12 protein-coding genes are annotated in these 15,669 nt (G+C 52.0%); 10 read left to right on the top strand and 2 right to left on the bottom strand.

What is annotated here, in order from left to right; translation table 11 throughout:
- The first annotated feature begins 8 nt into the window (after positions 1-8).
- From ACFQ88_RS35125 to ACFQ88_RS35115, 3 genes are read left to right on the top strand one after another with little or no spacing between them, the layout of a single operon-like run.
- The gene (locus ACFQ88_RS35125; RefSeq protein WP_379462019.1) at positions 9-1,361 is read left to right on the top strand and encodes a TrkH family potassium uptake protein; all 1,353 of its coding nucleotides are present in this window, start codon (positions 9-11) and stop codon (positions 1,359-1,361) included.
- Positions 1,362-1,372: 11 nt separating this feature from the next.
- The gene (locus ACFQ88_RS35120) at positions 1,373-2,047 is read left to right on the top strand and encodes a potassium channel family protein (RefSeq protein ID WP_239628322.1); all 675 of its coding nucleotides are present in this window, start codon (positions 1,373-1,375) and stop codon (positions 2,045-2,047) included.
- A 29-nt stretch (positions 2,048-2,076) separates the two neighbouring features.
- Entirely contained in the window at positions 2,077-3,318 is a 1,242-nt protein-coding gene (locus ACFQ88_RS35115; RefSeq protein WP_239628320.1) for a cation:proton antiporter, read from the top strand.
- 2 nt (positions 3,319-3,320) lie between these two features.
- Here the strand turns inward: ACFQ88_RS35115 and ACFQ88_RS35110 are convergent, their stop codons facing one another.
- Positions 3,321-4,220, bottom strand: coding sequence for a LysR family transcriptional regulator (locus ACFQ88_RS35110; RefSeq protein WP_379462204.1), 900 nt, complete (start codon positions 4,218-4,220; stop codon positions 3,321-3,323).
- A gap of 343 nt (positions 4,221-4,563) precedes the next feature.
- On the opposite strand from ACFQ88_RS35110, the gene ACFQ88_RS35105 reads away from it, so the two are divergent.
- The 6 genes from ACFQ88_RS35105 to ACFQ88_RS35080 all read left to right on the top strand — a co-directional run bounded on the left by ACFQ88_RS35105 (position 4,564) and on the right by ACFQ88_RS35080 (position 11,293).
- Positions 4,564-5,214, top strand: coding sequence for a succinate dehydrogenase cytochrome b558 subunit (locus tag ACFQ88_RS35105; RefSeq protein ID WP_239628317.1), 651 nt, complete (start codon positions 4,564-4,566; stop codon positions 5,212-5,214).
- Between the two features lie 16 nt (positions 5,215-5,230).
- Positions 5,231-6,991, top strand: a complete 1,761-nt coding sequence (sdhA, locus tag ACFQ88_RS35100; protein WP_379462016.1) for a succinate dehydrogenase flavoprotein subunit — start codon at positions 5,231-5,233, stop codon at positions 6,989-6,991.
- A 2-nt stretch (positions 6,992-6,993) separates the two neighbouring features.
- Positions 6,994-7,758 carry a succinate dehydrogenase iron-sulfur subunit gene (gene sdhB, locus ACFQ88_RS35095; protein ID WP_239628313.1) on the top strand — a complete coding sequence of 255 codons (765 nt, stop codon included), beginning with the start codon at positions 6,994-6,996 and terminating at the stop codon, positions 7,756-7,758.
- 146 nt (positions 7,759-7,904) lie between these two features.
- Positions 7,905-8,816 carry an SDR family oxidoreductase gene (locus ACFQ88_RS35090; protein ID WP_379462013.1) on the top strand — a complete coding sequence of 304 codons (912 nt, stop codon included), beginning with the start codon at positions 7,905-7,907 and terminating at the stop codon, positions 8,814-8,816.
- Between the two features lie 208 nt (positions 8,817-9,024).
- Positions 9,025-10,092 (top strand): LacI family DNA-binding transcriptional regulator, encoded by a 1,068-nt coding sequence (locus ACFQ88_RS35085; RefSeq protein ID WP_379462011.1) that lies wholly within the window; start codon positions 9,025-9,027, stop codon positions 10,090-10,092.
- A gap of 70 nt (positions 10,093-10,162) precedes the next feature.
- Entirely contained in the window at positions 10,163-11,293 is a 1,131-nt protein-coding gene (locus tag ACFQ88_RS35080; protein ID WP_239628305.1) for a glycoside hydrolase family 88 protein, read from the top strand.
- Between the two features lie 118 nt (positions 11,294-11,411).
- Here ACFQ88_RS35080 and ACFQ88_RS35075 read toward each other — a convergent pair whose 3' ends face one another.
- Positions 11,412-12,401 (bottom strand): cation diffusion facilitator family transporter, encoded by a 990-nt coding sequence (locus tag ACFQ88_RS35075; protein ID WP_379462009.1) that lies wholly within the window; start codon positions 12,399-12,401, stop codon positions 11,412-11,414.
- Positions 12,402-12,821: 420 nt separating this feature from the next.
- Between ACFQ88_RS35075 and ACFQ88_RS35070 the strand changes: the two genes are divergently transcribed.
- On the top strand, positions 12,822-15,518 hold the full coding sequence (locus tag ACFQ88_RS35070; protein ID WP_379462007.1) for a winged helix-turn-helix domain-containing protein: 2,697 nt from the start codon (positions 12,822-12,824) through the stop codon (positions 15,516-15,518).
- Positions 15,519-15,669 lie beyond the last annotated feature (151 nt).

Raw genomic sequence — 15,669 nt, 5'->3', positions numbered from 1 at the left:
GGTGAAAGATGAAAGCAACAGCAAGGAAATTTGAGCTAACCCCGCCGCAAATACTGGTCATCGGCTTTGCAGCGATTATTCTGATCGGGGCTACGCTGCTATCCCTGCCTATAGCTTCGGCTACGGGACGGCCGCTGCCTTTTCTGGATGCATTGTTCACGGCGACCTCAGCTACTTGCGTAACCGGACTGGTCGTAGTCGATACCGGCACTTTTTTTACGAAATTCGGGCAGATCGTCATTATCGTGTTGATTCAAGTCGGCGGTCTTGGCTTCATGACCATGGCGACGCTGTTTGCTTTTGCGCTGAAAAAAAGGATTTCGCTTAAAGAGAGGCTGATCCTTCAGGAAGCGATGAACCAAGGGAGCATGGAAGGCATTGTCCGCCTGATCCGCAAAGTGATCCAATATTCTCTTACCATAGAATTGGTTGCGGCGATTTTGTTCTCCATTCGCTGGTCATTCGATTTGGGACCGGCCAAAGGGATCTATTTCGGGATATGGCACGCGATTTCGTTTTTCAACAACGCAGGGTTCGATCTGTTCGGGTCGGTCTCCGGGCCGTTCAGCAGCTTGACCTCGTATGTGGACGATCCGCTGGTCAATGTCGTATCCATGGGATTGATTATTTTGGGCGGCATCGGCTTCGTGGTGATGTCGGATGTTATGGACTACAAACGGCATAAACGGCTGTCGCTGCATTCCAAAGTGGTGCTTAGCGCGACCGGTGCGCTTATATTGGTGGGTGCTCTAGTTATTTTCATCTTTGAGTTCACCAATCCGAAAACGTTGGGACCGTTGACTTGGAGCGGCAAAGTTTTGGGTTCGTTCTTCCAATCGGTAACACCGAGAACGGCGGGAGCCAATACGCTCGATTTGGCGGGCTTGCGGCAGGCCAGCCAATTTTTCATCATCATTCTGATGTTTATCGGGGCGTCACCTGGATCGACGGGAGGCGGGATCAAGACTACCACCTTCACAACGCTGATCGGTGCCATCATAGCGATGATACGGGGCAAGGAGGATATTGTCCTGTTCCATTACCGGCTGGGTAAAGACCGGATATTGAAAGCCATTACGCTGACGATGATCGCATTATTCCTCGTTATTGCTGTGGCGATGATTTTGTCTACAACGGAGGATCATCCGTTCCTAATGATCTTGTTCGAGGTGACGTCCGCTTTCGGAACCGTCGGCTTGACCATGGGCTTGACGACCGATCTGAGCGTGGTCGGGAAAATATTGATTGCACTTATGATGTTTGTCGGCCGTCTGGGACCGTTGACGTTGGCTTACGCGTTGGGACCTAAGGCGGAGAAGGAGCTATACAGATACCCGGAAGGGAAAATCACCATTGGATAGGGGAACCGTAAATGAAACGTAGTCAGTACGCAGTTATCGGGTTGGGGAGATTCGGATCCAGTCTGGCGCAGGAATTGATCAATCTGGGTTATGAGGTTTTGGGAATCGATAAGGATGAAGAAGCGGTCGAGGAAATGAGCAATATTTTGACGCACGTCGTCGTTGCCGATTCTACCGATGAAGAGGTGCTTCGGGCGTTGGGCATCCGCAATTTCGACTGTGCCATCGTCTCCATCGGAGACGACATTCAATCGAGCATTTTGACTGCTATTTTACTGAAGGATATCGGCGTGAAAATGGTGGTCACCAAGGCGCTGTCCGAGCTTCACGGCAAGGTGCTGAACAAGATCGGGGTCGACCGGGTGATTTATCCGGAGCGGGATATGGGCATCCGTGTCGCTCACCAGCTTGTGTCGCCCAATTTGCTCGATTACATCGAGCTGTCGAAGGACTACACGATCGCCGAGCTTGTCGTGCCAAGGCGTCTCGCAGGCCGCTCCTTGAGAGAGCTTGACCCTCGCGCCAAGTACGGATGCAGTGTCGTGGCGATCAACAAGCAGCACGGCGTAATCATTGCGCCGACGGCGAGCGATACGTTAGAGGAAAAGGATGTTATGGTTATTATCGGAACGAACGATCAAATCGAGCTGTTCCAAAATGAAGTTATCGGACGGGTAACCGCGTAGGTTAATCAAGCGAAACGGAGTGCACTTAGATGAGCGGCGAAGTCACCGAAATGATTCATCATGTATTGTTCTTATTAATTTTCATATTAGCTATGGGTGTTCTTTTCGGAAGACTTTCGAGCTGGCTGAGGCTGCCCGATGTCGCCTTGTTTCTGGTCGCCGGCATCATCGTCGGACAAGGGCTTCATTTGGTTACGGAGAGCAGCAGCTCTTTTTTGAACCAGTTCATCCTGACGATCGGTTCGGCGCTTATATTGTTTGACGGGGGACGCAATATCCGGCTGTCGGGGTTGAGAAAGGTATGGATTACGGTCGCTCTCCTGAGCGTACCGGGGGTGCTGATTACATGCGGGATCGTAGCCGTCACCGCGCATTGGCTGCTTGGCATTCCGATGATCTATGCCGTCCTGCTCGGGGCCATCATCTCGTCGACGGATCCGGCTACTTTGATTCCGGTATTTAAGCAGGTTCGCATCCGCACCAAAGTAAGAGAAACGGTCGAAAGCGAATCGGCCTTCAATGACGCGACCGGCTCCATCCTTACGTTCACTGTGCTTGCGATTGTGACCGGTACGCAGACGTTCTCCGTCTCAGCCAGCATTATCGAATTTGTGAAAACGGCTGCGGGCGGCATTGTCGTCGGTGCGGTTGTAGGCTTTCTGATCGTTTTCTTGACGGGCCATCTGAAGCTGGGCTGGTTTCGGGATTACGCCACGATCGCAATGGTCGTTACGGCTCTTGGAGCTTATTGGCTGGGAGACACACTGCATGTCAGCGGATTTATGGCGACGTTCACGGCGGGTCTCATCTGGGGGAATGCGGATGTGTTCAAAATCAAGCTGGAGGACAAGCTTCACGAGATCGGCCACTTCAGCGAGAACATGACCGTTATTATGCGGATGCTCATTTTTATCCTGCTTGGCAGCCAAGTCAACTTTCAGGTCATACTGGCCAATTTATGGCCTAGCCTTGCCGTTATTGCCGTGTTTATGCTTATAGCCCGGCCGTTGACGGTGCTGGCTTCGACGCTGCCTGACCGCAAGGCCGGATGGAAATGGAACGAGATCGTCTTCATGTTCTGGGTGCGTGAAACGGGGGTCATCCCGGCAGCGTTATCGGGTATGGTCGCCGGGATGGGTGTGAAATATGCGGATGTTATCGCTTCGGTGACGTTTATGGCCGTGCTGCTTACGATCGTGCTGCAGGCGGGAACAACGGCCTATGCCGCGCGAAAGCTCGGCATAGAGGAGCCTGGGGTTCGGCATCACTAACACTAGTTGCCGCCGCGGTTGAAATAATCTTTGGCCTTCTCGATGAACTGCTGGGCCGAAGGATGATGAACGACCTCTTCTGTGAACAACAGGGAGGTCGTTCTTGTCATTTGCTCCAGAGCGGGAATGAACCGGACGACGAGCTCGTTGTCTTTGATCAGATTGCTTCGCAGGTATGATTCCGGCAGCAGCGTTGCCGTCTTACAAGTGGATACGAGGCGGATGATGGCCTCGAAGGAATCGATCTCCATCTTGACGTCGGGCTGAATTTCATAGCGGTGAAACATTTCATCCATCAGCACGCGGTACCAGGTTCCTCTGGAGAACAGAATCATGGGCAGCTCGTGCAGGCCGGCGATATCTATAGAAGCTTTATCGACGTACGGGTGGCCGAGCGGCAGCACGAGACACAAATGATCGTCGAACAGGGGGACGCATTTTAAGCCCGGATGCTCGATCTTCGACGCGACAAGTCCGATATCGACTTTCCGGTCTTTGACCATAGGGACGATTTCGTGCGTTTTGCCGGTTATGGCCTTGATATCGGTATTTGGGTAATTTTTCGTATAAATGGTGATGAGATCGGGCAGCGTCGACTGCAAGGTCGTCAGGCTCGCGCCGATCGTGATGCTGGCGGGCTTGATCGACGTCTTGAATTCCTCGATGGAACGGTGCAGCTTTCGTTCGAGATGCTTTTGCTCCAAGGCGTATTCGTAGCAGATTTGTCCCGCTCGGGTGATTTCGAGACGCTTTCCTTTACGGGTGAACAGGGCGACGCCGAGCTCCTCCTCTAGCCGCTGAATTTTGCGCGACAGGGCGGGCTGGGATATGTTTAATGCCTGCGATGCTTTGTTCAGGCTTTCCAGTTCGACGACTTTGGCGAAGATATCGATATTTTCCAACACGAAGAGTCCTTCTTTCTATTATTTAAAAGTGATGCTCGGGAGATTCTCTACTTTTACTATAAGTTTTTAGAATATAGTGATTAAGATCATTGCATATGTCAAAACTGAATAAGAGTTTATAAATAATCGGCACTTCCATTATAAGCGATAATGGAGTACTATGGGATATGTCAATTATTGTTCACATTTTTTCAAAGGCTTTGCATAAAAATTTGTCGATGCATGGAAAATAGGCGTAGCGAATCTTGTTGACGCTTGTTTCTTGCGGGAGTACAATGAAAAATGGTTTGTCAAATCGTGTGAACAGCACTACATACTTTTGAGGGGGGAAAGGATTTCAATGTTTCGTAATTCGTATTTTTCGCGAAAGCTGCATTCATTGCTTGGTGTAATCCCGGTCGGTTTCTTCCTGATCGAGCACCTGCTGACGAACTACTCGGCAACGAAAGGGCCTGAGAAGTTCATGGAGCACGTGAACTGGCTTCATGATTTGCCGCTGGTTCTGCTGCTAGAGATCGTAGGGATCTGGCTGCCGCTCTTGTACCACGCGGTATACGGCCTGTATGTCGCCTACACGGCGCGCAACAACGTGTCCAACTATGGTTATTTCCGCAACCAAATGTTTTTCTTGCAAAGGGTTACGGGCGTACTCACATTCTTGTTCGTAGCGTTCCACTTCTTCCAAACACGTCTGCAAATCACATTCGGTTTGCCGCAGGATGAGATCGGAATTCAAATGCACAGCATTGCATCGAATCCGGTTTTCTTTGTGATTTACTGTATTGGGATTGTGTCCGCGGTATTCCATTTCAGCAATGGAATGTGGTCGTTCCTCGTAAGCTGGGGAATCACGATCGGTCCACGGGCGCAACGGGTATCCTCCGTTATCTGGATGGTAGTATTCGTTGTCATGTCGATTATGTTTATCATGTCTTTGAGCGCGTTTGTCGATCCGTCGTTCCAAACGGTGCCGCAGATGACGAAAGGTTAAGGAGGAGTGAACAACAATGGCTAATCAAAAAGTTATCGTAGTCGGTGGTGGTTTGGCCGGGTTAATGGCTACCATCAAAGCCGCAGAAGCCGGGGTTCACGTTAGCCTGTTCTCTTTGGTTCCTGTGAAACGTTCCCACTCTGTTTGTGCGCAAGGCGGCATTAACGGAGCGGTTAATACAAAAGGTGAAGGCGACTCCACTTGGGAGCACTTCGATGATACCGTGTACGGGGGCGACTTCCTCGCGAACCAGCCGCCGGTAAAAGCAATGTGTGACGCAGCACCGGGCATTATCCACTTGATGGACCGTATGGGCGTTATGTTCAACCGTACGCCGGAAGGCTTGCTGGATTTCCGTCGTTTCGGCGGAACCCAATATCACCGTACGGCATTCGCGGGCGCTACGACAGGCCAACAGCTGCTGTACGCTCTGGATGAGCAAGTGCGCCGCTGGGAAACAGCCGGCCTGGTTACGAAGTATGAGCATTACGAGTTTATGGGCGCGGTTCTTGACGACGACGGCGTATGCCGCGGCGTAGCTGCTCAGGATCTTCGCAGCATGGAAGTGCTGACATTTGGAGCCGATGCCGTTATTTTGGCGACAGGCGGCCCTGGCATTATCTTCGGTAAAACGACGAACTCCGTTATTAACACGGGTACGGCGGCAAGTGCCGTGTACCAGCAAGGCGTTCATTATGCGAACGGCGAGTTCATTCAAATTCACCCTACGGCGATTCCGGGCGACGACAAGCTGCGATTGATGTCCGAATCCGCGCGCGGTGAAGGCGGCCGTATTTGGACTTATAAAGACGGTAAGCCATGGTACTTCCTTGAAGAGAAATATCCAGCTTACGGTAACCTGGTTCCGCGGGATATCGCGACTCGCGAAATTTTCGCAGTCTGCGTAGACGAAAAGCTCGGTATCAACGGCGAGAACATGGTATACCTTGACCTGTCCCATAAAGATCCGCACGAATTGGATGTTAAATTGGGCGGTATTATCGAAATCTATGAAAAGTTCATGGGCGACGATCCGCGCAAGATTCCGATGAAAATTTTCCCTGCCGTTCACTATTCCATGGGCGGAATGTGGGTTGACTTTAACCAAATGACGAACATCCCTGGATTGTTTGCCTGCGGTGAGTGCGAATACCAATATCACGGTGCGAACCGACTCGGAGCGAACTCCCTGTTGTCCGCGATCTATGGCGGTATGATTACCGGTCCTAAAGCGATCGAGTACATCAAAGGCTTGTCCAAGCATGTCGACGACATTTCCTCTTCCGTGTTCGACCGCGAAAAGAAGAAGCATACGGACAAGTACGAAAGCCTACTGAAAATGGACGGCAAAGAGAACGCGTACGTGCTTCATAAAGAGCTTGGCGAGTGGATGACCAACAACATGACCGTTGTTCGTTACAACAAGAAGCTTGAAGAAACGATCGCCAAAATCAACGAGCTGAAAGAGCGTTACCGCAACATTAACATGACGGATACAGCCCGCTGGAACAACCAAGGCGTAGCGTTCACGCGTCAATTGTGGAACATGCTGGAGCTGTCCCATGCGATGACTTTGGGCGCCCTGCTTCGTAACGAAAGCCGCGGTGCGCACTACAAGCCGGAATTCCCTGACCGTAACGACGAGGACTTCTTGAAAACGACGAAAGCAACTTGGACTCCAGACGGTCCTACGATCAGCTGGGAAGATGTTGATACATCCTTGATCAAGCCTCGTAAACGCGACTACTCCACTGACAAGAAGAAGGGAGGAAATTAATCATGGCTGAAACGACTGCGACCAACAAAAAAGTGAAATTCATCGTTACCCGTCAAGATTCCCCGGAAAGCAAGCCGTATACGGAGGAGTTCGAGGTTCCTTACCGCCCGAACATGAACGTCATCAGTGCGCTTATGGAAGTACAGCGGAATCCGGTTAACGCAAACGGCAAACAAACGACGCCGGTATGCTGGGAATCGAACTGCTTGGAGGAAGTATGCGGAGCCTGTTCCATGGTTATCAACGGCAAGCCGCGCCAAGCTTGCTCTGCGCTTGTAGATAAGCTGGAGCAGCCGGTTCGCATCGCGCCGATGAGCACCTTCCCTGTCGTTCGCGACCTTGTTATCAACCGTGAGCGGATGTTCTCCGCCTTGAAGCGCGTTAAAGCGTGGATTCCTATCGACGGAACCTACGATTTGGGTCCTGGTCCGCGTATGGCCGAGTCCAAGCGTCAATGGGCTTACGAGCTGTCGAAATGTATGACCTGCGGCGTCTGTCTGGAATCCTGCCCTAACGTCAATGATAAAACGACGTTTATCGGACCGGCAGCGATTTCCCAAGTTCGCTTGTTCAATGCTCACCCAACAGGTGAGATGAACGCGGAAGAGCGTCTGGAAGCATTGATGGAAGACGGAGGCATCGAGGGCTGCGGTAACTCGCAAAACTGTGTGCGTTCCTGCCCTAAAGGCATTCCATTGACGACATCCATTGCAGCGATGAACAAAGATACTACGAAGCACTTGTTTAAACAATGGCTCGGAATTTAATAATGTAAATTGAAGAACCTCTTGCGAATTTTGTTCGCAGGAGGTTTTTTTTGTTTTTTAAAAGGGCAGGTTTAATTATGACAGAGGTTGACATATTTGTGAGGGTATAATCGGATATAGATCATGAATGAAGGGAGTTTAAGCTCATGAAACCTCTATTAGGAAAAGTAGCTTTGGTGGCAGGCGCAACAAGAGGGGCCGGCAGAGGAATAGCTATCGAATTGGGAGCGGCCGGCGCAACGGTATATGTGACGGGACGAACGACACGAGCACAACGCTCCGAGTACAATCGTCCTGAAACGATTGAAGAAACCGCTGAGCTTGTCAACAAGGCAGGGGGGCAAGGCATAGCGGTTCAAGTGGATCATCTTGATCCTGATCAGGTTCAGGCGCTAATCGCTCGTATTGAGAGAGAGCAGGGGAGACTGGACATCCTGGTTAACGATGTATGGGGAGGCGAATATTTGACGCAGTGGAATACGCCCGTCTGGGAGCACTCGCTCGAACGGGGGTTTCGCATGCTGCGGCTTGGGATGGATTCGCATATTATTACAAGTCACTTTGCGCTGCCGCTGTTAATAAAAAATCAGAATGGACTCGTCATTGAGATGACGGACGGTACGGCGGAATACAATGATAAAAACTATCGTCTATCGCTGTTTTACGATCTAGTCAAGTCGTCTGTGATTCGAATGGCCAAAGCTTTGGCTCATGAGCTTTCACCCTATAAATGCACCGCTGTAGCTATGACTCCCGGCTGGATTCGTTCCGAAATTATGCTTGAGCATTTTGGCGTTACGGAAGAGAACTGGCGTGACGCCACGGAAAGGGAGCCGCATTTCGTTATTTCCGAATCGCCGCGATTTGTCGGGCGAGCAGTTGCGGCTCTAGCCGGAGACCCGGAGGCGGCCCGATGGAGCGGCGACTCGGTTTCAAGCGGTCAGCTGGCGCAGGTGTACGGATTTACTGATCTGGACGGCTCACAGCCGGACTGCTGGCGGTATATTGTTGAAGTGCAGGAAGCAGGAAAGCCTGCTAATGCTGAGGGCTACCGCTAAATAACGAACCGCCTTCTCAAAGGAAGGCGGTCATACAGATTTTCGAGCAGCCTGGTTTACCCGAAAAACTCCAATGAGCCGCCCTCATCCGTGGCGGTTCATTTTTTTGCCCTTCGAAAAAGGCTATTGACGGGGAAGCAAATTTTTTCTAAAATAAATTTAAACGTTTTAATTGAAACGTTTAAATGATAAATAAAGGAAGTCTTTTATGAGCAAACACCGTTCCGTTACCATTGTAGATATTGCGGAAGCAGCCGGCGTCTCCATAGCTACTGTATCCAATGTATTGAACCGCCGCAAAGTGCCCATGTCCGAGGAAACGATCCGTAAGGTGGAACGAACGGCTGAAGAGCTTGGTTATCGGCGGAATGTCATGGCCGCAAGCCTGAGCCGGAAAAAGTCTTACGAGCTTGGCTTGATCGTCCCCGGCTTCATCGGGTACTACGGGCTATTCGCGGAGGAGATGGAACGTACGGCGCACCGGTTCGGCTACCACTTGTCCGTATTCTCGGCAGGCGGATACGATCCGGAGATGGAGCGAAGACACTTGGACGTGCTTCTGCAGCGCAGAGTCGACGGCTTGTTCTGCCACGGCTTGGCTATGTCCACTGAGACAACCCGGCAAATCGTAAGCGACGGTACGCCTCTCGTCTTGTTCAACGGCTGGAATTGGCCGGAGGATATCGCGGTCGGCGCGGTCAATCTCGATTTTGCCGGAGGATGTGTGGAAGCGGTTCATCACCTGGTGAAGCAGGGCTGCCGCTCGCTGTTTTACCTCGAGAGGTCAACCGCTCATGAGACGAACAAGCAGCGGCTGCTGGGATTCCGCAAAGGCATTGCGGAGGCCGGGGAAGAGGTATGCTCCTTCGTTATCGAAGGAGACAAGCAGCCGATGCACGAAATCGTTCGCATGACGCAGGATATGGGAGGCGGTCACGGGCCGATCGGAATTCTCGCCTTTGACGATCTCGTAGCGCTCCGCTTCATGTCGGCGGTTGCAGAGCAAGGGTATCGCGTGCCGGAGGATTACAAAATATTCGGCATTAACAATGACATCATTTCCTCCTCGTGCTATCCGCAGATAACGACGCTGGATATTCCGTACAGCCAGCAAGCGCAGTGGGCGGTTTCCCTGATGCTGCGCCAGCTTGGTGAAGAAGATAAGCTCGCCGGAGAAGCGATGATGGAAATCCCGGAGGCGGGGAATGCCGGCAATGAAATCCGGATTCCGCTCACGCTCATTCAGCGGTTGTCCACTTCGACAGCATTCCGTTAAATACGCGGCCGATGAGAAGAGAAATGACAGCAAAAATGCACTTTATTCAAACCGATGAGGAGAGAAGGACATGAGCATGTGGAAGCAGGCAATTGAAGACGCGGTACAAAAGACGAGAGCCAATATCGAGAAGTATGGCGACTTGTTCCCTCACGTCAGCACTGACGGGAAATATCAGCTTAACGACAATACGGATTGGACGGACGGCTTCTGGTCCGGCATTTTGTGGCTGTGCTACGAGTATTCCGGAGACCCGGTATTCAAGCAAGCGGCTGAGAAGACGGTAGCCAGCTTCCGCAAACGGCTGGATGCGAAGAGCCATATCGATCATCACGATATCGGATTCTTGTACTCTTTATCCTCTAAAGCACAATGGATCATCGAACGCGACGAAGCTGCCAAGCAGCTGACGATTGAAGCGGCCGATTGGCTGTTGACCCGCTGGAGAGAGAAAGGCCAGTTCATCCAAGCATGGGGCAAAGAAGGAGATCCGATCAACGGCGGACGGATCATTATCGACTGCATGATGAACCTGCCGCTGCTGTACTGGGCTTACGAGCAAACAGGCGACGCCAAATATCGCGACGTAGCGATCAAGCATGCGGACAAATCCCGCCGCTTCCTCGTTCGCGGAGACGACTCCTCATACCATACGTTCTACTTCAATCCGGAAAATGGAGAGTCGATCCGCGGAGGCACGCATCAAGGATATCAGGATGGTTCGACTTGGACGCGCGGTCAAGCATGGGGCATCTACGGCTTTGCGCTGTCGTATCATTACACGAAAAATCCTCTTTACTTGGATACGTCCAAACGGTTGGCTCGCTACTTCCTGGAGCGTCTGCCTCAGGACGACGTCGTATATTGGGACTTCGATGTGCCTGTCACCGACAAAACGGAGCGCGACAGCTCGGCGTCGGCGATTACGGCAGCAGGTCTTATCGAGCTGCTGTCTCACCTGGACGCGAACGATCCGGAGCGCGCTTTCCTTGAGGACGGCTTGCAGCGTTCGTTGAAGGGCCTCGTGAACGGCTATGCGACGATCGGTCAGCCTGATGCGGAAGGCTTCCTGGAGCACGGCTCTTATCATGTACGCGGCAACAATGCGCCGGACGATTATATGATCTGGGGCGACTACTACTACCTGGAAGCGCTGGTTCGATTGGATAAAGGAATCAAAGGCTACTGGTACGAAAGATAGTCCATCCGTTCAAAGCTATGAAAAATCCCTCCCTGAAGAAGCAGTTCTCTTCGGGGAGGGTATTTTTTTGACGTTTCAAGGTGATCGGAAGCGAAGCTCGCCACAAGGAAGAGCATCATTAATGTTCATGTTTATGCTCGTGTTCATGTTCATGTTCATGTTCATGATGCTTTTCTTCCTGATGGCGGAGAAATTCCTTGCCGTACTCGCCGTGCGGATGAATGCTGGCATTCTCCATCTGGATTGTCGAGTGCTCAATGCCGTATTTGTCCTTCAACGTCTCGTTTATGGCGAGGATAATACAGAACGGCTGAATTTTATTGTCAATAAACACGTGAGCGGTCAAGGAGTAATGATCCGTCGAGATTGCCCATAGATGCATTTCGTGAACGTCCTCTACGCCTTCAACTAGGGCGATGTCTTTGCGGATTTCATCCAGGTTGAACTTCTCCGGTACGGACTCCATGAGGATCATGTACGATTCCTTGATAATTTTCGAGCCGCCCGCGAAAATAATGCCCCCAATGACCATACTGATCAGCGGATCGAACCATTGCAAGCCGGTGAAATAAATCAGCGTCGCCGAGATGATAACGCCAACCGAGCTGAGCAAATCGCCGATAAAATGCCACAAGGCGCTCTGTACGTTCAAATTCTCCTCTTCCTCCATGCTTCGGCTAAGGACGAAGGTCAGAACAATGTTGACTATAAGACCGATGGAAGCGATGATCAGCATCAGCTTGAAATCGATGGGCTCCGGATTAATAAACCGGCGAATCCCTTCGATGAAGATGCCGACGGCGATAATGGCCAGCGCCAGACCGTTAAGGAAGGAGGCGATGATTTCAAAGCGCAAATAGCCGAAAGTAAACCGGGCGTTAGGGTGACGCGTCGCCAAATAAATCGCCACCATGCTGAGCCCGAGCGCGAGCACGTCGGATATCATATGCGCTGAGTCGGAGAGAAGGGCCAATGAGTTCGAGAGCAAGCCTCCGACAATTTCCACTATCGTAAAAAATAAGGTCAAGTACAGCGTGACCCACAACGTTTTCTTAGATCGGGATTGTTCCTTTACATGATGTAAATGATGATAATCGTATTCCGCCATGATGGCTCACCTGCCTAAATGAAAAATGTTTTATGTCTCGGATTATACGTCAAGGTCGAAATTTTGGCAAATACTTTAATTGAGACCGTTTATCATCAATTTGAGAGCAATTATCACCGATTTGAGAAGTTTTTTCAATTATTTGAGAGCTTTTCTCAACTACGCTAAGGAAGCGCTTTTTTCTGAAATAAATCGAAAGCGTTTTCTAAATTGTTACACAATTGAAATATTTCTGTTACGGTTTTAACATGTTTCCTGTGTAATATAATAAACAAGACCCCCTTTTTAATATATAAACACTTCAGATCCGGCCCCGTTGGCTGGGTCTCTTTTTTTGTGCAGGAACAACGATTTTGCGGTCGAACATAATCATAATATGTAATTTAGCGCTGAGATTGACGGCGTAGAATGGTGGTTGTCATGTCCGCTCCCATTATATCCACGAAGCTCCATATTCCTCCGCTCCGCTCTAAAGCAGTTCTCCGGCATAGGCTGACCGGGCGTCTGATCAAGGGAATGAAGCGCAAGCTCTCCCTCGTTTCCGCATCTGCAGGCTATGGCAAAACAACGCTGGTTGCAGAGTGGCTCTCCCGCTGTACTCAACCTGTCGCCTGGCTGTCCCTGGAAGAGGGGGACAATGAGCCTGCCCGCTTTTTGACTTACTTCATCGCTGCATTGCGTAAAATATCGGCGAATATCGGAGAAGCCGCATCCTTATTGCTTCAGTCACCACAGCTGCCTACGGCTGAATCGGTTATTGCATCACTTATTAACGAGATAACCTCCATTACAGACCATTTCGTACTCGTTCTTGATGATTATCACGTAATAAATGCCAATGGTCCGATTAACGATGCCGTAGTCCTACTGCTTGAGCGCATGCCGCCGCAAATGCATCTGGTGATTATTACCCGCGAAGATCCTCGTCTGCCTTTGGCAAGGTTACGAGTGCGGGACGACTTAACGGAAATACGTGCTGCAGATTTGAGATTCACTTCCTCCGAAACAACCGAATTTTTGGACGGGGTGATGGGTCTAAGTCTTGCACCGGAGCAGGTCGCTCTCCTTGAATCCCGCACCGAAGGGTGGATTGCCGGTCTGCAATTAGCCGCACTTTCTATGCAGGGACATGAGGATCCCGCGCAGCTGATTCCATCCCTCACCGGCAGCCATCGGTTCGTGCTGGATTATTTGGTCGAAGAAGTGCTGAAGAAGCAGCCCGCAGCCGTACAGCACTTTTTACTGAGTACCTCCATTCTTGACTGGCTTTGCGGTCCTCTTTGCGATGCTGTCCTCGATACGGATTTCGGAGAGCAGAGCGTCCCCTTCACTTCCGGGCGGGAAATTCTTGCTTATCTCGAACAGGCCAACCTGTTCATCGTGCCGTTAGATGATGAGCGGCGTTGGTACCGTTATCACCATCTTTTTGCCGAGCTGCTGCGTAAACGGCTCCATCAGAGTGGTGATGAGAGACAGGCGGCGGAGCTTCATCTTCGCGCAAGCCAATGGTATGAAGACCATAACCTGCTGCCGGAGGCCTTTCACCATGCCGCAGCGGCCCGGGATACCGGGCGTGCCGCCAGGCTGCTGGAAGGGGAAGGAATGCCGCTGATCTTTCGCGGGGCGGTGGCTCCGCTGCTGCAATGGCTTCATTCGCTGCCCCGTGCGGAATTGGATGCATGGCCCGCGTTATGGGTGATGTACGCATCAGCACTGCTGTTGACGGGCCAAATGAGCGGCGTGGAGCCGAAGCTCCAGGCGGCTGAAAAAAAACTCGAAGGCTACGGGCAAGACAAGAAGACGAGGGATCTTATCGGCCATATTGCAGCCATACGCGCAACACTGGCTGTCAGCAAGCATCAGGCGGACATGATTTTGGCGGAATCGCAGCGCGCTCTGGACTTCTTGGACCCGGGCAATCTGCCTGTCCGCACAGCCACGGTCTGGACGCTTGGCTATGCCCATCAGCTCCAAGGGGATCGTGCCGCAGCCAGAGAAGCTTATACGGAAGCATTATCGAGCAGCCGGTCGATCGGGCATATCGTCATCACGATTATGTCTGCGCTTGGCCTCGGGAACTTGCAAGAGGCAGACAACCAGCTGGACGCGGCGGCAGAGACCTACAGGGAAGTGCTCGCGATGGCAGGCGATCCGCCTCTGCCGACCGCATGCGAAGCACACCTGGGCTTGGCCCGTATACGGTATGAGTGGAACGATCCGGAGGCTGCTATGAAGCACGGCCTCCAGTCGGTCGAGCTCGCGAGGCAGCTCGAGCATACGGACAGAGCCGTTGCGGGCGAGGTGCTTCTCGCCCGCCTGAAGCTGGTGCGGGGCGACAGCAGCGGCGCGGCCGCCCTATTGGCCGAGGCGGAGCGCACCGCACTTCGCCGGCAATACGTGAGCCAGCTGCAGCCTATTGCAGCTGCAAAGGTGCTCGTGCTGCTTCGCCAGGGCCGACTGATGGCGGCCTCCCGATTGGCGCAGAAGCACGAGCTTCCCGTTAGCCTTGCACGGGTGTGTCTGGCGCAGGGAGACCCGTCTGCTGCTCTCGCGCTGCTGGAGCCATTGCGAGAGCAAGCGGAAATACAGGGCTTGGAGGATGAGCTCCTCCGGATCATAGTCCTCCAAGCGGCTGCTTTGTACGCGCATGGCGAAACGTTGAACGCCTTGCGGCTGCTTGAGGAAGCCTTGACCGCAGCGGAGCCTGGCGGGTTTATCCGGCTTTTTATCGATGAAGGCGTCACGATGTTCAGCCTGCTGCGCGAAGCGGCTGCTCATGAGATCCTGCCGGACTATACAGGCAGGCTGCTCGCTGCTTTTGAAGCCGAGGCACGGGGAGAAGACGCCGATTTGGGCCTGCCGCAAGCAGAACCGGGCTCGAACCCGGCTGAACAGCATGTATCTCCATTCGTTCAGCCTCTTGTAGAGCCGTTGAGCGGACGGGAGCTGGAAGTGCTGCAGCTTATCGCCCAAGGACTCTCGAATCGCGAGATTGGCGAGCGGCTGTTCATAGCACTGCCTACGGTGAAGGGGCATAACCGGATGATTTTTGACAAGCTGCAGGTAACCAGGCGAACCGAGGCGATTGCACGAGCCCGCAACCTGGGTCTGTTGTGAGGTTTATCCGTACTCGCGTCGTTCCAGCGCCTCCCATCTTCAAAACCATACTTTAGTATCTGTAAGTCCATGCCGTACTGCAGCTATACTGAGTGCAAAATGAGGTGTGGAGGAAACGGATGAAACCGATGAAACCGATGAAACCGATGAA

This window comes from Paenibacillus sp. NPDC056579, from assembly GCF_042793215.1.
Lineage (GTDB): Bacteria > Bacillota > Bacilli > Paenibacillales > NBRC-103111 > Paenibacillus_S.
Note: the sequence above shows the minus strand (reverse complement) of the source record. Positions and strands in the feature narration are given on the sequence as shown.